Genomic DNA, 21,609 nt, shown 5'->3' on the forward strand with positions numbered 1-21,609 from the left:
CCTTTTGAAATAAAAAAACCGGTACATCGGCTATATTAGCCGCGTACCGGTATTTAGTGTATCGGGCTATCAGAAGTTCGACATACAGCCGAATTCAAATCAGTGGAAGAAGTGGCGCGTTCCTGTCAGATACATGGTGATGCCACGCTTTTGAGCCGCCTCGATGACTTCTTTGTCACGAATGGAGCCACCTGGCTGTACGATGGCCTTCACACCGGCATCGATCAGCGCCTCGGCACCATCGGCGAACGGGAAGAACGCATCGGAAGCGGCCACAGAGCCTCGCGCGCGGTTCGCACCGTCGGCCAAAGTGTTGGCACGTTCGACCGCCAAATGACAGGAGTCGACACGGTTGACCTGGCCCATACCGATACCTATCGTCGCCTGATCGTGGGCAAGAAGGATGGCATTGGATTTCACACAACGAATCGCACGCCACGCAAATTCCAAGTCCTTGAGCGTATCGGCGTCCGCAGCCTGACCGGAAACCAGCTTCCAGTTTGAAGGGTCATCGCCGAATGCATCGATCCTATCGATGGACTGCACCAGGATGCCGCCGTCAATCTGACGGAACTGCATTTCAGTGTGTGGCCTTTGGGCGACTTTGAGGATGCGCAGGTTCTTCTTGTGCGCCTTAAGGAATGCAAGAGCCTCAGGCTCATAATCAGGGGCTACGATGACCTCGGTGAAAATCGGGCGGACATTCTGCGCCATCTCAAGGGTAACCGTTGAATTGGCCGCGATCACGCCACCATACGCGCTCATCGGATCGCAGGCGTGGGCCTTGAGATGGGCCTGTGCAACGCTCTTGCCAATCGCAAGTCCGCAAGGATTATTGTGTTTGCACACGGCAACGGCGATCTGCGGCGCGAAATCCCAGACCGCGCGCCAGGCGGCATCCGCGTCCACATAATTGTTGTAGCTCATCGGCTTGCCGCCGAGCTGCTGCGCATGGGCGAAGCCGGTCTGGTCCAGCACGTCGACGTACAGGCTGGCCTGTTGGTGCGGGTTTTCGCCGTAACGCAGCCCATGTGCATAGTTCCATGTACAGGTCAGCTGGGAGGGGGACATCTCGGTCTGATGGGTTTCCGGGGCCTGTTGCGTTTTCGATATCTCGTCTGAAATCGACGAATCCGTCGAAGAGACACCGGCAATGCTCGTCGGTTGGGGCCAATGGCTGCCGGTCCACTCGGCTATGGTGGCGTCGTAAGCAGCTGTGGTTGCGAAGGCCTTGGCGGCCAGCCAGCGACGTTCTTGAAGCGAGAATCCGGTACCATCAGCCACACGTTGCGCTGCAAGGGCGTAATCGGCAGGATCGGTGATTACGGCAACGCTGGCACTGTTCTTCGCGGCTCCACGGATCATGGAAGGCCCGCCGATGTCGATTTTCTCGATGACGTCGGATTCACCAGCTCCGGACCGCACAGTATCCGCAAAGGGATAGAGATTGACGATGACCATGTCGAAAGGCTTAATATTCAATGATTCAAGTTCTTCAGCCTGCGTGGGATTGGTCATATCGGCCAAAATACCCGCATGGATGTGGGGGTCGAGCGTCTTGACGCGTCCTCCAAGGCTTTCGGGGAAACCGGTGACCTCCTGTACTTCGGTCACGTTCACACCGAGTTCAAGAAGTCGTTTCGCGGTGGATCCGGTGGAAACGACTTCGGTTCCTGCCTTGACGAACGCCTCGGCAAGCCCTTCGATGCCGGTTTTGTCATAAACCGATACCAGGGCCCGCTTGACCATGCGATTGGTTGCTGTCATCTGTCTCTCCCTTTGTTGTGGCGGTACTATGGGATTTCCGTCTCATCTTCCGGTGTAAGACCGGTTGCTGATGACGAGACCGAAGAATTGGAAATATCAGGGACCGAAGTGTCGTTATCGGCATCACTGTGGCTGGCGCCCGTTTCGTTTTCACTCGTTTTCCCACGTGATCTCAGATATCCGAAGAACAGCCGCATCGCAAAAACCATCGCGACGACCACAACGGAAAGAAGCCATGCAAAGGAGAAACCAAGGGCGCTCGGCAAACAAACCACCCTGGAAGAAGCCGCCGAATCGACACCGACATGGGCCAGACGATGCTGACCCAAGGCTCCCGAAGAAAGGCCGAAAAGGATGTTCATCAGCAAAGCCATCAAGGCGCTGGTCAGGAAGAAGGAGAGAATCGGATACCAGAACTGAACGATGATTCTGCCGACGTTCACCGGCTCGCCCGGTTTTCCTGCCCCGATGGCAAAGCAACGCGGCAGGAACAATTCGGTGATACCGATCAGCAATCCGCAGACGAGGGGTATCGATATGAAACAGATACGAAGCATATCGTTGGAAACGGCCTGCGGGAATATCGCAAAGACAGGCACGGCGGGAAGCCCCGCTGCGTGATCGTTCCATAATGTAAACGACGCCAGATCTCCTATGGCAAATCCCGATCCGAACAACCATGAGACTGCCCACAGGCAAAGATTAGGCAACCACGCCAGAGTACAGATTGTGGTCATGATCCGTGAGCCGGTCTGCATGCTGGCCATGTGAAAGACGCGAAGCATCGCACTCTGATTGGTGACGATCCAAACAATCAAGGTGATAAGACCAATGGCGAAATAACCCAACAGCAATACAGCCGTATTGACGAAACCGAGTTTCACGCTGACGGCCAGACGCTCGGAAATGTTGTCACGAACGAATTGAACGCACCGTTTCATCAGTTGCGACTGCGGCAAGGCGCCACAAAGGAAACCGACCGTATATACAGTGGCCGTCTTAAGGATTATGAACCAGACAGGATCTTGGAGAATGACCGCGACGTTCTGCTCAAATATCCACATGATGGCTATCCACAGCAATAGGCCGGTGACATAGGCTTGGGGACTTCGGGAAAGCGTTTTGGTGAGCCAAGCAATCAGCCAGACAAGCAGAAACGTCAAAAGCAGGGGAACGATGCTCAATGTGATGGCCCCGGCCCGGAAACCTGCACCTTGGCTTAAAAGCACAATCGCCAATGTCAGGGCAACAGACTCGCTGGAGAGGGTTCCCCCGCCTTCTTCCATAGAAACGATCAGTAATGTCAGCGCCATGAATAACCCCAGGCACACCGTGAAGATCACAGATGCACCAAGAGCTGTCAGAATCCCTTTAAGCCATGGCCGCTGGTATTTGCTCATGCCTTGAAAGTACCGCCGTTCATGAGCTGGCGAACGAGCTGGGCGGCCTGCCCGGGGGTCTTGCCTACCGCAATACCCGCGGCTTCAAGGGCCTCCTTCTTGTCTTGGGCAGTACCTTTGCCTCCGGAGACGATGGCACCGGCATGGCCCATCTGTTTGCCTTCAGGCGCCGTAAAGCCTGCAATGTAGGCAACCACCGGTTTGCTCATATGTTGCTTGGCCCAAGCCGCTGCATCCTGTTCGGCGTTACCGCCGATTTCGCCGATCATGATAACGGCTTTGGTCGCTTCGTCGGCTTCGAATTGCTGCAACGCCTCGACCAGCGTCGTACCCACTATCGGGTCTCCTCCGACACCGATGCAGGCCGTGAAACCGATGTCCGAAAGCTCACCCATCAGCTGGTAGGTCAGGGTTCCCGATTTGGAGACCAGACCGAGCGGACCGGAAGAAACGATTCCGTCAGGAATGATGCCGAGATTGATGCCATGATCGGCAGAATCGTCAACCTTGGGAAGCTTTAAGAGACCGGGGCAATTGGGCCCTATGATCCTGATGCCCTTCTGCAACGCCAACTCGACGCAATAGGCCGTGTCGGCCACAGGGATGCCTTCGGTTATGACGACGATGAGACCAATACCGGCGTCGATGGCCTCCAACATCGCGCTTTTCGCAAAGCGCGGAGGAACGAAGATCACGCTTGCCTTGGCACCGGTGGCTTCTTTGGCTTCCCCACAAGTCGCGTAGACAGGGATGGCGATATCGCTATCGGACGCTTCAACGTGAAACGCCACATTCTGGCCGGCTTTTCGAGGGTTCACTCCGCCGACGATATTCGTGCCCGCATTGAGCATACGCGAGGTATGGGTCATGCCTTGGTGACCGGTCATCCCTTGGACGATGACAGGGGCATCATCTTCAACGAACAATGTCATTTGGTGGCCTCCTTGGCAGCGGGCTTTGCCAGCCTTGCGGCCTCTTGCGCAGCCTCTTCCATGGTGCTGCTGACATGGATGTTGGGATTGTGCGCGTTCTCAAGAATCTTCAAACCAAGTTGTGCGGCATTGCCGTCGAAACGTACGACAATCGGTTTGGAGACATTCAGTGTCGTAAGGGCTTCGAGGATTCCATGCGCCACCTCATCGCAGGCCGTGATGCCGCCATAGACGTTGACGAACACCGATTCCACCTGCGGGTCGGACAGCACGATGGAAAGGCTCTCGCTCATGACCTCTGATGACGCCCCTCCCCCGATATCGAGGAAATTCGCGGGCTTGGCACCATTTCCTTGTTCCTCTCCGGCACCAGAGACGGCATCCAAGGAGCTCATCACAAGCCCTGCACCATTGCCTATGACGCCGACCTCACCTTTCAGATGGACATAATGCAACCCGTGCTCTTTCGCACGTTCTTCGAACATGTCGGTATGGGTGGTGTCGGCAAATTGCTTCCATCCGTCATGACGGAAGGCGGCATTGTCGTCCAACGATATTTTGGCGTCAAGGGCACAGAGCTTCTTGGAGGATTCATCATCAGGATCGCCGATTTTCGCCAAGGGATTGATTTCGACCAGTGTCGCGTCATTGTCCTTGAAGCATTTCCACATTTTGAGCAACACGTCAGCGGCCTGATCGACGTCGGCATGATAGAAACCGATCGATTCCGCCATTTTACGGGCAGCGTCGATGTCAAAATCCTCCAGAGCACTGATGTGCAGGCGTTTGACCGATTCCGGGTGCTCCCTTGCGATTTCCTCAACCTCGGTGCCGCCATTGGCCGTTGCCAACACATCGAAATCTCGGGAGGAACGATCGAGGGAAATGGAGACATAGTATTCATGGAGCACATTCTTGGCTTCAGCAACCAAAACGCCGTTCACCTTGTGTCCGCTGATGGTCATCGGCAGAATCTGTTCCGAGGAGAGGATAGCCTCATCCTGCGTCTTCGCGAGTTTCACCCCGCCTGCCTGTCCACGATGTCCGGCACGGACCTGCGCTTTGACGACACACGGATAACCGATTTCATCGGCGGCAACGGCCACTTCATGGGAATTCTGCGCGAATACGCCTTTTGGTATGTCGATGCCCTGTTGCGCAAGCAACTGCCTTGCCTGATATTCATAAAGATCCATAAAACCCTCTTATCGATTGATGCTGATTCAGCCCGTGCCTTCGCGTTCGGCGCTCTCTGTCAGGCAGGCATGGTCACCAAGGAGCTGATTGGCACATCGCCCAGATCGCTTCGTCCCGTAAGACCGATGAGTTCCATGACGAAGCTGAAACCGACAACTTGACCACCGGCCTTGGAAATAAGGTCTGCAGCTGCCTTTGCCGTACCACCTGTAGCAATCAAATCGTCGACAATCAGCACTTTGTCGCCAGGTTGAACCGCATCTTTTTCGATTTCGACCTTGGCCTCGCCGTATTCCAAAGAGTAGCTTTCTCCGATGGTCTCGGGAGGCAGTTTGCCGGCCTTGCGTACGGCGAGAAAACGCTTGCCCAGCAGCGCCGCAAGAGGAGGTCCGATCAGAAAACCACGGGCCTCCAAACCGGCGACATAGTCAAAGGAATCGGCGGGAACCGGCAGTGCCAATTCCAGTGCCTTCATCAGGATGGAGAATCCACGGGAATCCGCGAGAACCGGAATGAAATCACGGAACAGCACACCCTTTTTCGGAAAACCTGGAATCGTCCGGATGAGCGAGGCCATGTATTGCGCATCCTCTGTGCCGACCTTGCCGAGCTCTGTGATGGTGATATCCGATTGTGTCATGAGCAAGCCTTACTGCCTATTGGCCATTGATTACTGGATGTTGAGTCGATGTTAAAGGCATCAACCCGCAATTATGAATATGGAATTACTTGTCTTTTGGACTGTCCTCTTGTGTCGTGGCATCATCCTCGGAAGCGTCACCGGCATGTTCATCATCCGAATTCTGTTCCGCTTCGTTGGTGTTATGGTCACTGTCAAAAGGCTCCTGCGCCTGATCATCGACTTTCGTCGACTCGCTTGCGGTGTTGTCGACGTCCTCTGCATCATTTGCAGAATCCGCATCATCGGACACAATCGGGTTGCCGTCCTCGTCCACTTCATCATCGTCAATGAAGGCCGGACGTTCGTACTTCTTGCTGATGGCACGGAAGGTAAAACGAAGTTTCGAACCTTCGGAATCGATGACGATTTCTTCATACTTGGTATCGACGGAAACGACCTCGCCGATGATGCCGCCAATGGTCTGTACCAATTCGCCGGGCTGCAACGAGCTGCGGAAATCCTGGACCTTCTGCTGCTGCTGTTTGGACTTGCGCGATTGCCACCACATCAAAGCGACCATTGCGATGAGAAGGACGAAAATAAAAATTGTATTGCCACCAGTCACAGGTAACTCCAATCGGACGAAACGTTAATAACGGACTTGCTGAAGATGCCAAACTCTCTGATATCTACATACCTACCGTACCGGATTTTAGAATAACTTGTTGACATCATCTTTGGGGACGAGACCCAGATGTTGCCAGGCTTTTTCGGTCGCGACCCTTCCCTTCGGAGTACGGACCATGAATCCTTCACGCACCAGATACGGCTCGCAGACCGTTTCCACCGTTTCCGATTCCTCTCCGACCATCGCCGAAAGATTGTTGAGACCGACGGGCCCGCCGTCGAAATTCTTGACGATGGCATTGAGCACGGCCAAGTCAAGCCTATCGAGGCCTTCGGAATCGATCTGGTAGAGCTTGAGCGCGGCTTGGACGTCATCGGGCCCTATCTCATCGAGATCGTGGACGATCGCCCAGTCACGGACACGACGAAGCAGACGGTTGGCGATACGAGGCGTGCCTCGGCTACGCAGGGAAAGCTGTCGCGCACTGCCCGCGGCGAGGTTGATACCGAGCACCCCCGCACTGCGTTCGATAAGCCGCTCCAGCTCCTCATGAGGGTAGAAATCCAGATGGGCGGTAAAGCCGAAACGAGCACGCAGCGGCGAGGGCAGCATGCCTTCACGCGTGGTGGCACCGATAACGGTGAAGCGAGGCAGGGTCAGCGGAATGGAGGAAGCTCCAGGCCCTTTGCCGACCATCACATCGACACGGAAATCCTCCATCGCGATATAGAGCAGCTCTTCCGCAGGCCGAGGCAGACGGTGAATCTCATCGATGAAGAGGACCTCGCCTTCATCAAGTGAGCTCAGAATCGAGGCCAAATCGCCCGCATGCTGAATGGCTGGCCCTGATGTCACTCGAATCGGCACCTGCAGTTCGTTGGCGACAATCATCGCCAGCGTAGTCTTGCCGAGTCCCGGAGGGCCAGCGAGCAGAATGTGGTCCGGCGGTACGTCACGTTTTCTGGCAGCATCGAGAAAGAGCTGCAATTGGGCTTTCAACAGAGGCTGGCCGATGAAACCGTCAAGCGCCTTTGGGCGAAGTTCCTCATCGCTGACGGGCTCGTTGCCGATCGGCTCGGAGGAAATCATGCGCAACGATTGTTCGTCAGCCCCTATATTGGATTGTGATCCGTTGTTCTCTTCCATGATGATTTAGCGCCCCCGATCCAAGGATGTCAATGCCAGTTTCAGGACTTTGGGAATATCCGTATTGTCCAGCGGCGTCTTGATGTCGTTGTCTTTGCAAACCTTGGTGACCGCGCGAGCTGCATCGTTTTCCCGCCAGCCCAAGGAGACCAGGCCTTCGATGACTTCCGTGGTGCCGCTGTCGTATTGAGGCTCGGACGAGGCACGGCCGCTTTCGATCTCATCGAGATTGATGGATCCGCGCAGCTCGAGAATGATCTTCTGAGCGCCTTTTTTGCCAAGCCCCGGGGCCTTGGCCAGAGCCGCTGCATCCCCATCCATGACGGTTCTGGCAAGTTTTTCCGGCGGGAGCGTCGAAAGCAGTGAAAGAGCCACACGCGGCCCGATGCCGCTGACCTTCTGCAACTGCAGGAACATGCGTTTCGAGGATTGCGAAAGGAATCCATAGAGTGCAACAGCGTCCTGCGAGACATTGAGCGAGGTGAACACCTTGGCATCCTGGCCGGAATGCAGGGCCGAAAGCTCTGCGGCAGGCATACGCACTTCGAAACCGACGCCGTTGACATCGATCAGGGCGGCGTCGCCTCCGACGCTTTCCACCCTGCCGTTGAGCATTCCAATCATCTGTCACTCCCACTGCCGAGAAGTTCTGATCCGACTAAACAAAATTTACAATTGCAGACGAAGCGAAATCGAGGTTGGCAAAGTTTCCGATTACAACAGATAACCAGACATCTCAATTATTCGAACATCTGTTCGATAGCTTACATGCCCCTATCGACGCTATGGCGTTTCTTGGCATGCTGCTGGGCCTGCGCCCATTGGCGCTGGGCCAGAGTGAGATGCTGTTCGCGCTCCCCGCCTTGAAGCGCACCCGAGGGACGCAGCGCATGGCATATCGCCTGCGCCAAAGCATCGGCGGCATCGGCGGGTTCCGGAATCCTGTTGAGGTTCAGGATACGCGCGACCATACGTTCCACCTGGATCTTTTCGGCACGCCCGTTGCCGGTCACGGCCATCTTGGCTTCGGTCGGCGTGTGCAGGGCCACGGGGATGCCACGCTGCGCCGCAGCCAGCATCGCAAGTCCCGCAGCTTGGGCTGTTCCAAGAACCGTATTACGGTTCTCCTGTGCGAAGACGCGCTCGATGGACACGGTGTCGGGCGAGAAACGCTCGATCTTGGCGGCAAGACCGTTGTATATGGCCAGAAGCCGCAGATCCTGCGAGATATGCGGGTCGCTGCGTACGACGTCTACATGAACAAAAGAAAGCCGGCGCGATGCGTCGGCTTCGATCACACCGACCCCGCAGCGGGTGAGCCCGGGGTCGACGCCAAGGATGATCACAGCGAATTACTCCTCTGCATCCAGCTGTTCCATGACCTCGTCGGAGGCGGTCCAATTGCTGTAGATGTTCTGTACATCGTCGAGGTCATCGAGGTTGTCGATAAGCTTGGAGACCTTCTGAGCATCCTCAAGGCCCAGGTCCACCTCGGTCTTGGGAAGCATGACCAGATCCGCCGAATCATAGTCGATGTCGGCCTTTTGCAAGGCCTCGCGCACCGCGACCATGTCTTCCGGACCGGTGATGACCGTGTAGACATCACCCTCGTCCTTGACGTCATCGGCACCGGCTTCGGCAGCGATTTCGAAAAGCTTGTCGTAATCGAGCCCTTCGGAAGGCACCACGATCTGGCCCTTGCGCTCGAAGTTGAAGCTCACGGAGCCGGAAGTGGCCAGAGAACCGTTGCCCTTGGTCAGCGTGGAGCGCACTTCGGCGGCCGCGCGGTTGCGGTTGTCGGTGAGGCACTCGATGATCAGGCCGACGCCGGCTGGCGCATAACCCTCGTAATTGATGGACTCGTAGTTGGCGGCACCGGCCTCGGCACCGGAACCACGCTTGACGGCACGCTTGATGTTGTCCGCCGGCATAGAGGCCTTCTTGGCCTTGACGATGGCGTCGTAAAGGGTCGGATTGCCGTCCGGATCGCCACCGCCCAGACGGGCCGCGATCTCGATGTTCTTGATCAGTTTCGCGAACAGCTTGCCGCGCTTCGCGTCGATGGCGGCCTTCTTGTTTTTAGTGGTCGCCCACTTGGAATGCCCTGACATATTGCTCCTAGCAGGTATACGAATACGTTAAACGTAACAATTTTAAAGCGGTTTCACGACAATACACGTGCATAGACCTCCAAAACGCGGTCGGCCACTTCCGGCCAGTCATACCGTTTCGAGTGTTCAAAGCCCGTTCGGCGCAGATGTTGCCGACGTTGCGGATTGTCCAGCAGCGAAATTATCTGACGCGCGCAATCGTGCCCGTCGCCATTGGCGAACAAAGCCGCATCCTTGCCGTCTTGCGCAACGGCCGCAAAGGCCTCAAGGTCGCTGGAGACCACAGCGCACGATGCGGCCATGGCTTCAACCAGAACGATGCCGAAACTCTCTCCTCCTGTCTGCGGAGCCACGTAGACATCGAGCGATTTGTAGAACCGAGCCTTGTCCTGGTCGCTGATCCTTCCGAGGAATTCGAAGTGACCGACCAACGATCCGCTTGGGTCGATCTTGGCCAGTATTTTCAAAGCATCGCGCTGGCCGGTACCAGCACAAAGAAAACGTGCCGAAGGATAACGCTTTACGATGTCATACGCGGCACATGCGAAGACCGAGAACCCTTTTCGGCTTTCACCCATGCGTCCCAGAAAACCGATTGTCGGTGCAACCTTTGTCCCCTGCCAAGATTGCCTGGGCTTCGCATTGGCGAAAAACCCACGATTGATGCCGTTGGGAATGACGTCATATCGAATCTTGCGAGGCCCATAATGCTTCACCACATCCTTGGCTGCATCCGAGACGCAGATGCCTGCGGAAAGCGGAGACAGATATTGCCTTAGATATCCTTGGAAAACGCGCAATGCCAACGGATAGGGGTCGAACGCGGCGTGGAAGGTGCCGACGAACGGCGGATGGTGGATCATCGTCAGCGGCTTGTGGCTCAACGACGGGGTCTCCGGCTCGTGCAGATGGACGATATCGAAATGGCCCTGTTTGACCCAACGACGGGTGCGTGGGCCGACGAAGCCGAAATAACTGAGACGCGCCACCGAACCGTTGTAGGGAATCGAAAACGAGGAATCGTTTGTCGTCACCCAAAGCGGCATGTCCCTGGTGCGTCTTCCGGGCGCAAGCACCTCCACGGTATGCCCGCGTTTCATCAGTTCCTCCGCGAAATCACGGATGTGGAACTGAACGCCGCCAGGCGTCTCAAACGAATACGGGGAGATGATGCCGACATTCAGTTTTCTGCCATGAAGCGGGTCCGGACGCTCGGCAGTGCCTTCGTTTTCTACATAGGACATGATTCTTTATTCTGCCATAGATTCGGTATTTCGGAGTTTGATTCTCGTCTTATCATCATTGAGACAATAATCACATTCCATTTTTACCTGCGTGATCGCTGTTCTGGATTTGTCTGAGCTCGGCCATCACCTCATCGGGAACATCCTTAAGACGCGAAATATCGAGATCCTCGATGAAAATCGGCTGCAACATGTGCCAGTCCTCGGGGTGCGCGGAAATATCGCGGCTCCACACATCGACCCAGGCCTGGCTGATGGCGTGAATGGCGTCTTCACGCGGCAGACCGCGGAACTGAGCGATATCGATCGGAGCGCTGAGATCGACGACGTAACCGTAGCCGATGCCCGCTTTGCGTCGTGCCTCGCCATGAAGCCTTTCACGGAACATATTGACCACGAACAGCGGCTTGCCGGTATCGAGAGCCAGCGTCGCCGGCCCCCGCGCCACCCTGATGGTGGAGCCGAAGGCATGCACAAATTCACCGTACCGGCTCAAATCACGGTCGGCAAGCAGAGGCACCAGTACGTGAGGCTTGGCCAGTGCCCCCTCCAGTTTCTCGATCAAGTGGGGCTGGCCGGTCAGCAGTACCGTGATGTCCATACGCTTGCGGATTTCGATGAAGACGTCAAGCAGTTTCTGGTTTTTGAGCCGTTCCGCAGTCACAGTTACCGGCGCGATAACATCCGCCGCGAGAAACCCTTCGTAATCCCAGTTACCTTGATGGCTGATGGCCATGGGCGCACTGCCGGGATTGTCGTGCACCAGTTCTTTGCAGATGGGCAGTCCCGGTCCGATCGGCCTGGCCCGGGCCAGCAGCCGTTCATCGCTCTGCCCGCCCACCGTCATCGCCTCTGCGAAATACGTGAAATAGGAGCGCATGCCCTTGTGGCTCGTCTTGCGCAGCATTGTTTGCGATACGCTTCCGTCACGTGATTCAAGGACATGACGCAGGTTGCGCTCAAGCTGCTGCACTCCCCCGATATGCAACAGCCAGCAGATATCGGCAGCACAGAGGAAAAGGCCACGAAGCAGTGGCTCGGGGATGATCCTTGGGTGTTTGGCAAGAAATACGAGAAAATTATCGAACATTGCGGTTATTGTCCTTCAGGCTTGATGGAGATGCGGCCATATTGCCCTGCCGCCGTCTCTGCAAACGAATCACTTACCATGTTGTGTTCGTAACGTAACGCCGCGTCAAGACGGTACGCAAAAGCCTGTCCGGCAACCAAACGAGGTATCGCAAGACAGGCTTTGCACGTGGTTTCAGATTGCGCCGTCGGCTTTCATCTGCCGGCGTACTTCAAAGATGCGCTGGAAAACCGTGATGGTTCCCAGAACCGCGAGGATGAGGATAAACGCCAAAAGCCACAAAGGGCTGCCGAAGATGCCGGTCAGCAGCATGCCGATCAGAATGATCACCAAACGGTCGCTTCTGGTGGCAATGCCGTTCTTGGCCTCATAACCGACCGACTCGGCGCGAGCACGGGCATACGAGGTCACGAACGAGGTCATGATCGCATACAATGCCGCACCGACTCCGAGGTAACTGACGATATCGGGTGCACTCGTTGTCGCCGGATTGTACCACCAGTCACGATGCAGGCAGAAGAAGATGATGACCGCGACCAAAACCGCCCAATCGGCAATGCGGTCGAGCGTCGAATCCAGGAAAGCTCCGAATTTGGTGCCTCCCGTGGTCAACGCCGCCACCGATCCGTCCAATGAATCGAACGCCGCAAGAATGGCCAGCAGTATGGAACCTGGGATGAGCCAGCCGGTGATTCCCGTGGCAATGGCCACGAGAATCGTACCGACTGCCCCGATAACGGTCACTGCGTTTGCCGTCAGACCCACCGCCACCAACAGCTTTGCTATCGGGGCGATGAGGCGTTTGAACGGTGGTCGTAGTTTCTCAAGCATGCTTTAGCTTTTCCTTGGGACAGGTTTCTTACTTCGTCGCTTCGGCGAAATCGTCGGCGTTGTTGACCTGGGCACGGGACTTGATGACCTTCAGGATGTCGGCCTTCGCCGTCTCGACCGGCACGCCGTTGAGCTGGCTGCCGTCGCGGAAGCGGAAGCTCACCGCGTTCTTGTTGACGTCATCCTCGCCGACGATCAGAGTGAAGGGAACCTTCGACTTCGAGGCATTGCGGATCTTCTTGCCGAAGCGGTCGTCGGAGGTGTCCATCTCGCAGCGCACGGTCTCCTGCGTCAGGGAATCGATGAACTTGCGCAGATGAGGCGCGAACTCGTCGGCCACAGGGATGCCCGTGACCTGAACCGGGGCCAGCCAGACCGGGAAGGCGCCTGCATAGTGCTCAAGCAGGATGGCGAAGAAGCGCTCGATGGAACCGAACAGGGCACGGTGGATCATCACCGGACGCTGGTGGGTGCCGTCCTTCGCGATGTACTCGAGCTTGAAGCGCTCAGGCAGGTTGAAATCGAGCTGGATGGTCGAGACCTGCCAGGTTCGGCCGATGGCGTCACGGGCCTGCACGGAGATCTTCGGTCCGTAGAAGGCGGCCCCGCCCGGATCGGCGACGAGCTCGAGCTTGGATTCCTCGGCGACCTCGCGCAGCGTCTCGGTGGCCTCGGTCCAGATCTCGTCGCTTCCCACAAACTTCTTCTCGTCCTTGGTGGAGAGCTCAAGGTAGAAGTCGTTCAGGCCGAAGTCCTTGAGGACCTTCAGCACGAAGTTGAGGATGGACTTCAACTCGCCCTTCATCTGCTCACGGGTGCAGTAGATGTGCGAATCATCCTGCGTCAAGCCGCGCACGCGGGTCAGACCGTGGACCTCGCCGCTCTTCTCGTAGCGGTAGACGGTGCCGAACTCGAAGAGACGCAGCGGCAGCTCCTTGTAGGAGCGCTGGCGGGACTTGAAGATGAGGTTGTGCATCGGGCAGTTCATCGGCTTCAGGTAGTAGTCGAAGCCCTGCTTGGTGACGTTGCCGTTCTCGTCGCTCTCCTCGTCGAGGTGCATCGGTGGGAACATGCCGTCCTTGTACCACTGCAGGTGGCCGCTGGTCTCGTAGAGGCCGCCCTTGGTGATGTGAGGGGTCTGCACGAAGCTGTATCCGGCCTTGCGATGCATCTCACGGGAGTAGTCCTCCATGGCGTTGATGATCGCACCGCCCTTCGGGTGGAAGACGGGCAGGCCGGGTCCGATCTCCTCCGGGAAGGAGAAGAGGTCCATTTCGGCTCCAAGCTTGCGGTGGTCGCGCTTGGCGGCCTCCTCCATACGGGTCTGATAGGCCTTCAGGTCTTCCTTGGAAGCCCAGGCCGTGCCATAGATACGCTGCATCGACGGGTTGTGCTCGTCACCGAGCCAGTAGGCGGCCGCGGTACGTTCCAGCTTGAAAGCCTTGATATAGCGAGTATTGGGCAGGTGTGGCCCTTGGCAGAGGTCCTTCCAGACGATGTTGCCGTCACGGTCGAGGTTGTCGTACATCGTGATCTCGCCCTGATTCGGCACCTCGGTGCCGACGGTTTCGTCGATGTCTTCCTTCTTCTTGCCGATGAGCTCAAGCTTGTAAGGCTGGTCGGCCTCTTCGGCCTTGGCCTCGTCCTCGGTGACCACACGACGGCGGAACGACTGTGAGGACTTGATGATGCGCTTCATGCGCTTGTCGATTTCCTTCAGGTCTTCGGGGGTGAAGGGCTTGTCAACGTCGAAATCATAGTAGAAGCCGTTTTCGATGGCCGGGCCGATGCCGAGCTTGGCATCCGGTCGAATCTCCTGAACGGCCTGCGCCATCACATGGGTGGCGGAGTGGCGCATAATCGCCAAACCGTCCTCGCTGTCCAAGGCAATGGGTTCGACGGTGTCGCCGTCATGAAGCGGGGTGTAAAGGTCACGAGGCTTGCCGTTGAGACGCACGGCGATGATGTTCTTGTCTTCGGCAAAGAGATCGGTGCCGGTCTGTGTGGCTTCCACCTCCTTTGCGCTTCCGTTGAGTGTGATGGAGATGGTTTGTTCAGCCATGGTATGGTGTCCTTTGCTTTCAGGGTCCGCGTTACTAGGGGCAGACCTGGACGGTAATTCAACAGTGCCAACAATATGAGAGCAGGCCGACATGGCTGCGAAAGCGATGCATCCACAAGGCCACTTACTGTGCGGGGTTTGGGGATATGCCTTGTTCGGGACGCTCCTTGGCCGCTCGGCCGTGTCTTACGCCCGAACAAGGCATATCCCCAAACCCCAATCAAGAATGATAAAAATATTCAGCATCCAGAAAGAAAAACATATAGCCCTTGACACTGTTAGAGAATTATAAGCGAATAAAAGAGCGGACAACGGGACTCGGACCCGCGGTCTCGACCTTGGCAAGGTCGCGCTTTACCAACTAAGCTATGTCCGCAAAAAGATTAGATACTAATCGTGGGTGATGCTGGAATCGAACCAGCGACCCCTTCCGTGTGAGGGAAGTGCGCTAACCGCTGCGCTAATCACCCGATTGTATTCATTTATGAAACAAAAACCGGAGTCTCCTCCGGTCCTTGTGGGCGATACAAGATTCGAACTTGTGACCCCTTCCGTGTCAGGGAAGTGCGCTAGCCTCTGCGCCAACCGCCCAGGTTGTCTTGGAATCAAAAAGCTTCCGCTTTCCTCTTCCGAGGTGGGTACGAGAGTCGAACTCGTCTATACGGCTTTGCAGGCCGCTGCCTAACCGATTGGCTAACCCACCGTAAGGTCGTTACAACTCTTCGGACCTAGAGCGGACAACGGGACTCGGACCCGCGCTCTCGACCTTGGCAAGGTCGCGCTTTACCAACTAAGCTATGTCCGCAAAGTCTCAGTGAATTCCTTCACCGAAGCACGAGAGATAACTATATATGGTCTTCGGCCATTTGACAAATGGCTGCGTGTCGCCCCGAAATATCAATATTTCTGCCGAATAATTGGTCACTTCCTTACCCCGTTCCACAATGTTTGTTTCTACTCTCGTAGATGAAACTCATTCACCGATGGCATAAGCCCTCAAATTTCAAGGTTTCTAGCAGTTAAATTAGAATTTATGACAACAGATGCGAAAACAGCGAAGCCGATCATGGTCTGCGCCTTCGAAGGATGGAACGACGCCAGCCAGGCAGCCACCAATGTAATCCGCCATCTCGTGGCCACCTACGAGTCACGTGAGATCAGACATATTCGCACCGACAGCTATTACGACCTGCAGTCCGCACGTCCGATGATCTGCCATATCACCGGTCAGGCACGCATCGTCTGGCCGCAGACGACCTTCTACGAAATCACGATTGCCCCGGAAACCCATATATACGCCCAGATAGCCCCGGAACCCAATTACCGGTGGATCGATTATTGCCGTCATTCCCTGCGTATCGCCGATGAACTGGATGTCAGCGAAATCGTGACCTTGGGATCGATGTTCGCCGACTGCCCGCACACCCGTCCACTGCCCATCGAAGAATCGGCGTTGCGGCGCGGAGAATCAAGCATCCGGGGGGGCGCGGTCAAGGATTCGCAGAGGCACAGCAAAGGCAGCAACCCTTACGACGGGCCGGTCGGCATCCCTACAGTACTCGACATGTTCGCCGAGCAGGAGGGGTTCAGCACCAATTCGATGTGGATCTCCGTACCGCAATACCTGGCCGGGGACGAATGCCCGCAAGGCACACTGCAGATATTGCAGAGGCTCTCGCAAATATTGGGCGTTCAGCTCAACACCGGAACACTGCCGCAGCAATCCGTGACCTGGAAGGCGCAGGCCGACGTCCTCGCCAATTGCAACGATGACCTGAAATTCTACATCCATCATCTCGAGGCCAAATACGACCTCGACCAGCAACTCGACAAGCTGGGCAACGGCATCGTCTCACGCGGTGACGAGATAGCTCAGGAAGCCGAGGAGTTCCTTTCACACATACAAGACTGAAAGTCTGCGCTAACAGATACTTCGATCACTGATAAAACAAGAACTCACGGGATCAAAACAACAGAAGGTGCCTGCCGATCGTCTATTCGGCAGGCACCTTCTGTTTGCTCGACGCAGCTTATTCAAACAGCATCGAACACACTCAAATCAGAGCGGCAATCGGTGCAATCGTTGATGTTACAGCCTCGGCAGTCGCGGGTGAGGCCTGAAGCACGCCGGCAATCAAAAGAATCGCGACCACGACGGCGATGATGATGCGGTAGATGGCGAACGCCCTGTACGAGAAGGTCGAAACGAATTTCAGAAACGCGATGATGACGAAATAACCGACAATAAAGCTGACCACCATCGCAGCCAACGTCGCACCCCAGCCCGGGAAATTCGGCTCGCTCTTGTAATCCCCGACAGCCTTGACGGCTTCCAGAATGCCGGAACCGAATACAGCGGGAATGGCCATGATAAAGCTCACTCGCACGACATCCTCGCGCGTATAGCCCATCGCACGCCCAAAGGTAATGGTGCCGCCGGAACGGGAGACGCCGGGAATCAGCGCCAGCATCTGGCCGACGCCGAAAAGCAGGGCGTCCTTCCAATTCATCTCGCGAACGGTCTTGCGCTCGGGGAATCTTGCGTCGACGACCCACAAAAGGATACCGAACAGCAGAAGCACTGTCACCGTGATCCAAAGGTTGCGAAGCGTGGTTTCGATGGCTTTCTGAAAGAGGACGCCTGCGATGAGAATAGGAATGGTGCCGATGATGATGTACCAGCCGAACGTCGCGTCGCGGTCGCCTTTGCCGAGCCGGGATTTCCAATCCGTGCCGCGATGGCCGAACAGGCACGAGAACCAGTGCGAAAGAATCCTGACGATATCACGTCTGAAATACAAGATGACCGCAAGCTCTGTGCCGAGTTGGATGATGGCGGTGAACGCCGCGCCCGGGTCGGAATTGAGCATCAGTTCACCGACAATGCGGATATGTGCGCTGGAGGACACCGGAAGGTATTCGGTGAGCGCCTGGACCAGTCCCAGAACGATGGCTTGGAAGAAATTCATAATCCCTCTTTATGCGTGTCCCCGTCAGGAAGAGTCTTACTCGCATTCGTCAATACGGCGGGTAGCCTACGGGGTTCGTGTCTAACGTGTTCAGCCTACCCAATGTATCGGAACTCCGTGTGTCTCGACTGTGATTGTCTCACATCGCATACGCAATTGGAATACAGAACCGCACAAAGAAGTCCATTGCCCGATAAGCCGCGAACCAGAAAAATCGCTTTGCAAGTGCTGGTAGGATTCCTTTATGGCTACTGAAAGCAAAAGAAAGGTAGCATCATGGCAAAATACCGTAAAAGCAGGGCGTTCGCGCCAAAGGGATTCTTCGAGTGCGAAGGCAAAGGTCTCAAATGGCTGGGCGAGGCCCAATCACAGGGCGGACCGCGTGTGGTCGACGTCTATGGATGGGGAGACGGATGGCTCGACATCGAACGAGTGAACTCCTGCTCTCCCACTCCCAAGGCGGCCCATGACTTCGGAGTCGCTCTTGCACATATGCACGATGCGGGCGCCGACTATTTCGGTTCCGCACCGGCCGGTTATGACGGAACATGCTATTTCGGCCCGCTGCAGGATCCGGTACCGATGGATACCGGCAAATGGACGAACCCCGTTGACTACTTGGGTGAGGGACGTCTGCTGCCCATGGTCAGACTCGGGGTCAAACGCGGTGAACTGAACGACAACGATCTGGAAATGACGCAGGAAGTCATCGATGCGCTGCCCGATCTGCTCGGGCTTGCAGCGCAAGACAAACCGGCACGGGTGCATGGCGATCTGTGGAGCGGCAATGTGATGTGGACCGACGATTCCGGGCAGAGCGAAGCCGTTCTGATCGATCCGGCCGCGCACGGCGGTCATCGAGAAGAGGATCTCGCGATGCTCAATCTTTTCGGCATGCCCTATTTGGACGAAATTCTCGACGGCTACGAATCAGCGCATCCCCTCAAAAAAGGGTTCCCCGATAGAATCACCATCTGGCAGCTCTACCCGATCGCCGGGCACTGCGTCTTCTTCGGTGGAGGCTATGTCAGCGAATACCGTGCCATGTGCCGCTCGCTGCTGTCCTGAAGACCATTCCCAAATCCTTATGCGAGAAGCGCTTTCGTCCAAGACCGTATCCGAAAGCGCTTCTCACTATCACCGTTGCAATACAATACTCTGAAAAGTGATGGATTCGTGTTTTTCAGTGAAGGGCGTCTTTGAGCTTATCGAAGAAGCCCTTTCTGTTTGCCGCCGGCCGTGAGCTTTGATTCACCTTGACGGCGTTTGCGTCGTGGCTTTTCGCGAATTGCTCGATGAGGTCGCGTTCGCCGTCACTGAGCTTGGTGGGAATATGGACGCTCACATGAGCTACCAGGTCACCGCGTTCTTCGGGCTTGCGCATCTTCGCCACGCCGATTCCCCTGATGGAAACGGTTTCCTCTGGCTGGCAGCCCTCCGGAATGCTGATGGTCTGCTTGCCGTCAAACGTATCGATATCGAGGTCGTGACCGAGCACGGCCCAACTCATCGGAATCTGTATCCAGCAATGCAGATCGTCGCCTTCACGCGTGAACTGCTTGTCCGGCTTGATACGGATATCGATATAGAGGTCTCCTGCAGCACCGCCGCCTTCGCCGACCTCACCCTGATTGGCAAGGCGCAGGCGGGTATTGTCTTCGATCCCGGCCGGAACGGTGACACCGACCTCACGCGTAGTACGGATACGGCCATGGCCCTGGCAGGTCGGGCAGGGATGTTCGATGACGGTGCCGTGACCTTCGCAACGCTCGCATTGCACCGTCGTCATCATCTGGCCAAGCATGGTCCGCCGGACTTGCTGGCGCACGCCCTGACCGCGACAATCCGGGCAGGTTACCGGGTTTTCACCGTTTGCCGTACCTTTGCCGCCGCATTTCTGGCACAGGCCGAACGTATTGATCTTCACATGCGCGGTTCCGCCGAACACCGCTGTCTTGAGATCGATGGAAGTGCTGGAAAGCGCGTCACGCCCAGGTTGGGTACGCGGAATCGGACCTTGCCCGCCGCCACCGAAGGCATTGCCGAAGAACTGGCCGAAGATGTCGCCCATATCGCCGAAACCTGCGGACGCGAAGCCTGAACCCGCATTCGGGTCGTTAGGATCAATACCGGAATCGTACATGCGACGTTTGTCTGGGTCGCTCAGCACGTCGTAGGCGTTGTTGACTTCCTTGAATTTGTCCTCATACTGAGGACCCGCGATATCTGGATGGTATTTGCGGCTCATCTTGCGGTAAGCCTTCTTGATCTCCTCGTCGCTTGCGCCGCGCTCTACGCCCAACACTTCGTAATAGTCTGTTTCTGCCACTGAAATTCCTCGAATGTATGCTTCTAACCGAATAATGTTTATGGTACGTTCTGCCAGTTATTGTTTCATAAGCCTTGGAATACTAAGCCGTCTCATCGCTGGCTATCAGATCCGTGAGGTATCTGGCGACGGCCCGCACCGCCGTGATCGTCGTCTCGTAATCCATATGCGTGGGGCCGATAGAGCCGACAAACGCCACGGGATGAGAAACCGATCCGCTAACCTCTTCCCCGTCAGAATCGTTATCGGCGTCCGACACCTCGTCCGTCTCGCTACGGCCGTAGCCGGAAGAAACCACAGAGGCGTGAATAAGCCCGGGCGTCCTGGTCTCGGAGCCGATGGCCACACCGACCTCGCTTTCCTCACTGAGATCACTCATCAGATGCATGAGGACGACCTGTTCTTCCAACGCGTCGAACAACGGCGCAAGGTCGGCGCGCGATTGTTTGTGGGCGAGCTGCGAAGTCCCGGCCATATACATCTGCCCGGTGCCTTCGTCGTGAGCCATTGATTCGACGGTTTTGGCAAGGCTCTCCCCCAGCGGACGTACTGAACCGTATTCAGGCGCTTTGATGATAGTGCGGATACGACGCGCGGCCTGCACCAGCGGCATATCCATGCATTGCTCATTGACGAGCCCGGAAAACCTGTTCAACGCGATGGCATCAGGCAACTGCCTCAAGGTAAAGGTATGCTGAGCCACCGAACCTGAATCCGTGATGATGACGGTAAGCATGGTGGCGGCGTTCAACGGGACGATCTCTATATGTCGCAGCTTTGATTTCGACAGCGCCGGAGACGAGACCACCGCGACCTGCCCGGTGATATTGGCCAGGAGACGTGCAGCTCTCTGCAACGTGTCCGACAGGCTTACCGAACCGGAAAGAAACGTGGTGATTCCACGTCGTTGCGCTTGCGAGAGCGGGACAACCGAAGCGAGCCGATCGACAAAATAACGGTAACCACGTTCGGTGGGGATGCGTCCGGCCGAGGTATGGGGCTGAATCAGATATCCTTCTTCTTCCAAAGCCGACATGTCGTTTCGTATGGTCGCAGAGCTTACCCCCAGGTTGTGCGCCCGCGTCAAAGCCGTCGACCCGACCGGCTCCTGCGAACGGATATAATCCTCGACCACGGCCCTCAGCACCAGCATGCGTCTCGACTGTGTCATCGGTCCTCCTTCCATGGTCGTTTCGACACTCAAAGCGATATCCAAATATTGATAAGTATACCAAAGTATTAGCACTCTTGGTTGGAGAGTGCTAATCGTTCCACTCTCAG

Annotated in this window: 18 protein-coding genes, 5 tRNA genes and 1 pseudogene; 2 read left to right on the forward strand and 22 right to left on the reverse strand. The window is 56.3% G+C overall.

What is annotated here, in order from left to right; genetic code table 11:
- Positions 1-99 precede the first annotated feature (99 nt).
- The 19 genes and pseudogenes from purH to OZX71_RS04530 form a co-directional block, all read right to left on the reverse strand.
- A complete protein-coding gene (purH, locus tag OZX71_RS04440) occupies positions 100-1,767 on the reverse strand; it encodes a bifunctional phosphoribosylaminoimidazolecarboxamide formyltransferase/IMP cyclohydrolase (protein WP_277159483.1) in 1,668 nt (555 codons plus the stop codon).
- A gap of 26 nt (positions 1,768-1,793) precedes the next feature.
- The gene (locus tag OZX71_RS04445; protein ID WP_277159484.1) at positions 1,794-3,167 is read right to left on the reverse strand and encodes a DUF6350 family protein; all 1,374 of its coding nucleotides are present in this window, start codon (positions 3,165-3,167) and stop codon (positions 1,794-1,796) included.
- Complete coding sequence (gene sucD, locus OZX71_RS04450) at positions 3,164-4,099, reverse strand: succinate--CoA ligase subunit alpha (protein WP_277146729.1); 936 nt, start codon at positions 4,097-4,099, stop codon at positions 3,164-3,166. The genes OZX71_RS04445 and sucD overlap by 4 nt, the downstream gene beginning before the upstream one ends.
- A complete protein-coding gene (gene sucC, locus OZX71_RS04455; RefSeq protein ID WP_277146728.1) occupies positions 4,096-5,295 on the reverse strand; it encodes an ADP-forming succinate--CoA ligase subunit beta in 1,200 nt (399 codons plus the stop codon). Before sucC ends, sucD begins: the two co-directional genes overlap by 4 nt.
- Before the next feature lie 59 nt (positions 5,296-5,354).
- Entirely contained in the window at positions 5,355-5,936 is a 582-nt protein-coding gene (locus OZX71_RS04460) for an adenine phosphoribosyltransferase (protein WP_277159485.1), read from the reverse strand.
- A gap of 292 nt (positions 5,937-6,228) precedes the next feature.
- Positions 6,229-6,543, reverse strand: a pseudogene (gene yajC / locus OZX71_RS04465) (preprotein translocase subunit YajC); the annotation flags it as partial.
- Positions 6,544-6,630: 87 nt separating this feature from the next.
- Entirely contained in the window at positions 6,631-7,692 is a 1,062-nt protein-coding gene (ruvB, locus tag OZX71_RS04470) for a Holliday junction branch migration DNA helicase RuvB (protein ID WP_277146726.1), read from the reverse strand.
- Between the two features lie 6 nt (positions 7,693-7,698).
- Positions 7,699-8,316: a Holliday junction branch migration protein RuvA gene (gene ruvA, locus OZX71_RS04475; RefSeq protein WP_277146725.1), complete on the reverse strand. Its 618-nt coding sequence runs from the start codon at positions 8,314-8,316 to the stop codon at positions 7,699-7,701.
- 140 nt (positions 8,317-8,456) lie between these two features.
- A complete protein-coding gene (gene ruvC, locus OZX71_RS04480; protein ID WP_277146724.1) occupies positions 8,457-9,038 on the reverse strand; it encodes a crossover junction endodeoxyribonuclease RuvC in 582 nt (193 codons plus the stop codon).
- A 6-nt stretch (positions 9,039-9,044) separates the two neighbouring features.
- A complete protein-coding gene (locus OZX71_RS04485) occupies positions 9,045-9,803 on the reverse strand; it encodes a YebC/PmpR family DNA-binding transcriptional regulator (protein ID WP_277159486.1) in 759 nt (252 codons plus the stop codon).
- Between the two features lie 53 nt (positions 9,804-9,856).
- Positions 9,857-11,047, reverse strand: a complete 1,191-nt coding sequence (locus OZX71_RS04490; RefSeq protein ID WP_277159487.1) for a glycosyltransferase family 4 protein — start codon at positions 11,045-11,047, stop codon at positions 9,857-9,859.
- 70 nt (positions 11,048-11,117) lie between these two features.
- Positions 11,118-12,137, reverse strand: coding sequence for a phosphatidylinositol mannoside acyltransferase (locus tag OZX71_RS04495; protein WP_277159488.1), 1,020 nt, complete (start codon positions 12,135-12,137; stop codon positions 11,118-11,120).
- Positions 12,138-12,311: 174 nt separating this feature from the next.
- Positions 12,312-12,968 carry a CDP-alcohol phosphatidyltransferase family protein gene (locus OZX71_RS04500; RefSeq protein WP_277159489.1) on the reverse strand — a complete coding sequence of 219 codons (657 nt, stop codon included), beginning with the start codon at positions 12,966-12,968 and terminating at the stop codon, positions 12,312-12,314.
- 28 nt (positions 12,969-12,996) lie between these two features.
- Complete coding sequence (gene thrS, locus OZX71_RS04505) at positions 12,997-15,030, reverse strand: threonine--tRNA ligase (protein WP_277146719.1); 2,034 nt, start codon at positions 15,028-15,030, stop codon at positions 12,997-12,999.
- Positions 15,031-15,333: 303 nt separating this feature from the next.
- A tRNA-Gly gene (locus OZX71_RS04510) sits at positions 15,334-15,406 on the reverse strand.
- A gap of 21 nt (positions 15,407-15,427) precedes the next feature.
- Positions 15,428-15,500 (reverse strand) — tRNA-Val (locus OZX71_RS04515).
- Between the two features lie 48 nt (positions 15,501-15,548).
- Positions 15,549-15,621, reverse strand: a tRNA-Val gene (locus OZX71_RS04520).
- A 41-nt stretch (positions 15,622-15,662) separates the two neighbouring features.
- Positions 15,663-15,733: transfer RNA gene (locus OZX71_RS04525), tRNA-Cys, on the reverse strand.
- A gap of 29 nt (positions 15,734-15,762) precedes the next feature.
- Positions 15,763-15,835: transfer RNA gene (locus tag OZX71_RS04530), tRNA-Gly, on the reverse strand.
- Between the two features lie 228 nt (positions 15,836-16,063).
- Here OZX71_RS04530 and OZX71_RS04535 point away from each other — a divergent pair.
- Positions 16,064-16,942 carry a PAC2 family protein gene (locus OZX71_RS04535; protein ID WP_277146718.1) on the forward strand — a complete coding sequence of 293 codons (879 nt, stop codon included), beginning with the start codon at positions 16,064-16,066 and terminating at the stop codon, positions 16,940-16,942.
- A 142-nt stretch (positions 16,943-17,084) separates the two neighbouring features.
- Here the strand turns inward: OZX71_RS04535 and uppP are convergent, their stop codons facing one another.
- A complete protein-coding gene (uppP, locus tag OZX71_RS04540; RefSeq protein ID WP_277159490.1) occupies positions 17,085-17,999 on the reverse strand; it encodes an undecaprenyl-diphosphatase UppP in 915 nt (304 codons plus the stop codon).
- Between the two features lie 276 nt (positions 18,000-18,275).
- Between uppP and OZX71_RS04545 the strand changes: the two genes are divergently transcribed.
- Positions 18,276-19,067 carry a fructosamine kinase family protein gene (locus OZX71_RS04545; RefSeq protein WP_277159491.1) on the forward strand — a complete coding sequence of 264 codons (792 nt, stop codon included), beginning with the start codon at positions 18,276-18,278 and terminating at the stop codon, positions 19,065-19,067.
- Between the two features lie 115 nt (positions 19,068-19,182).
- Here the strand turns inward: OZX71_RS04545 and dnaJ are convergent, their stop codons facing one another.
- Together dnaJ and hrcA are read right to left on the reverse strand one after the other, a co-directional pair.
- On the reverse strand, positions 19,183-20,328 hold the full coding sequence (gene dnaJ / locus OZX71_RS04550; RefSeq protein WP_277159492.1) for a molecular chaperone DnaJ: 1,146 nt from the start codon (positions 20,326-20,328) through the stop codon (positions 19,183-19,185).
- Between the two features lie 82 nt (positions 20,329-20,410).
- On the reverse strand, positions 20,411-21,499 hold the full coding sequence (gene hrcA / locus OZX71_RS04555) for a heat-inducible transcriptional repressor HrcA (protein WP_277159493.1): 1,089 nt from the start codon (positions 21,497-21,499) through the stop codon (positions 20,411-20,413).
- Positions 21,500-21,609 lie beyond the last annotated feature (110 nt).

Source organism: Bifidobacterium sp. ESL0764, assembly GCF_029395515.1.
GTDB lineage: Bacteria > Actinomycetota > Actinomycetes > Actinomycetales > Bifidobacteriaceae > Bifidobacterium.

Excerpts from the sequence above, each read along its gene's own strand:
- purH (WP_277159483.1), bottom strand. The coding sequence starts at position 1,767 with ATGACAGCAACCAATCGCATGGTCAAGCGGGCCCTGGTATCGGTTTAT.
- OZX71_RS04445 (WP_277159484.1), bottom strand. The coding sequence starts at position 3,167 with ATGAGCAAATACCAGCGGCCATGGCTTAAAGGGATTCTGACAGCTCTT.
- sucD (WP_277146729.1), bottom strand. The coding sequence starts at position 4,099 with ATGACATTGTTCGTTGAAGATGATGCCCCTGTCATCGTCCAAGGGATG.
- sucC (WP_277146728.1), bottom strand. The coding sequence starts at position 5,295 with ATGGATCTTTATGAATATCAGGCAAGGCAGTTGCTTGCGCAACAGGGC.
- OZX71_RS04460 (WP_277159485.1), bottom strand. The coding sequence starts at position 5,936 with ATGACACAATCGGATATCACCATCACAGAGCTCGGCAAGGTCGGCACA.
- ruvB (WP_277146726.1), bottom strand. The coding sequence starts at position 7,692 with ATGGAAGAGAACAACGGATCACAATCCAATATAGGGGCTGACGAACAA.
- ruvA (WP_277146725.1), bottom strand. The coding sequence starts at position 8,316 with ATGATTGGAATGCTCAACGGCAGGGTGGAAAGCGTCGGAGGCGACGCC.
- OZX71_RS04485 (WP_277159486.1), bottom strand. The coding sequence starts at position 9,803 with ATGTCAGGGCATTCCAAGTGGGCGACCACTAAAAACAAGAAGGCCGCC.
- OZX71_RS04490 (WP_277159487.1), bottom strand. The coding sequence starts at position 11,047 with ATGTCCTATGTAGAAAACGAAGGCACTGCCGAGCGTCCGGACCCGCTT.
- OZX71_RS04495 (WP_277159488.1), bottom strand. The coding sequence starts at position 12,137 with ATGTTCGATAATTTTCTCGTATTTCTTGCCAAACACCCAAGGATCATC.
- OZX71_RS04500 (WP_277159489.1), bottom strand. The coding sequence starts at position 12,968 with ATGCTTGAGAAACTACGACCACCGTTCAAACGCCTCATCGCCCCGATA.
- thrS (WP_277146719.1), bottom strand. The coding sequence starts at position 15,030 with ATGGCTGAACAAACCATCTCCATCACACTCAACGGAAGCGCAAAGGAG.
- OZX71_RS04535 (WP_277146718.1), top strand. The coding sequence starts at position 16,064 with ATGACAACAGATGCGAAAACAGCGAAGCCGATCATGGTCTGCGCCTTC.
- uppP (WP_277159490.1), bottom strand. The coding sequence starts at position 17,999 with ATGAATTTCTTCCAAGCCATCGTTCTGGGACTGGTCCAGGCGCTCACC.
- OZX71_RS04545 (WP_277159491.1), top strand. The coding sequence starts at position 18,276 with ATGGCAAAATACCGTAAAAGCAGGGCGTTCGCGCCAAAGGGATTCTTC.
- hrcA (WP_277159493.1), bottom strand. The coding sequence starts at position 21,499 with ATGACACAGTCGAGACGCATGCTGGTGCTGAGGGCCGTGGTCGAGGAT.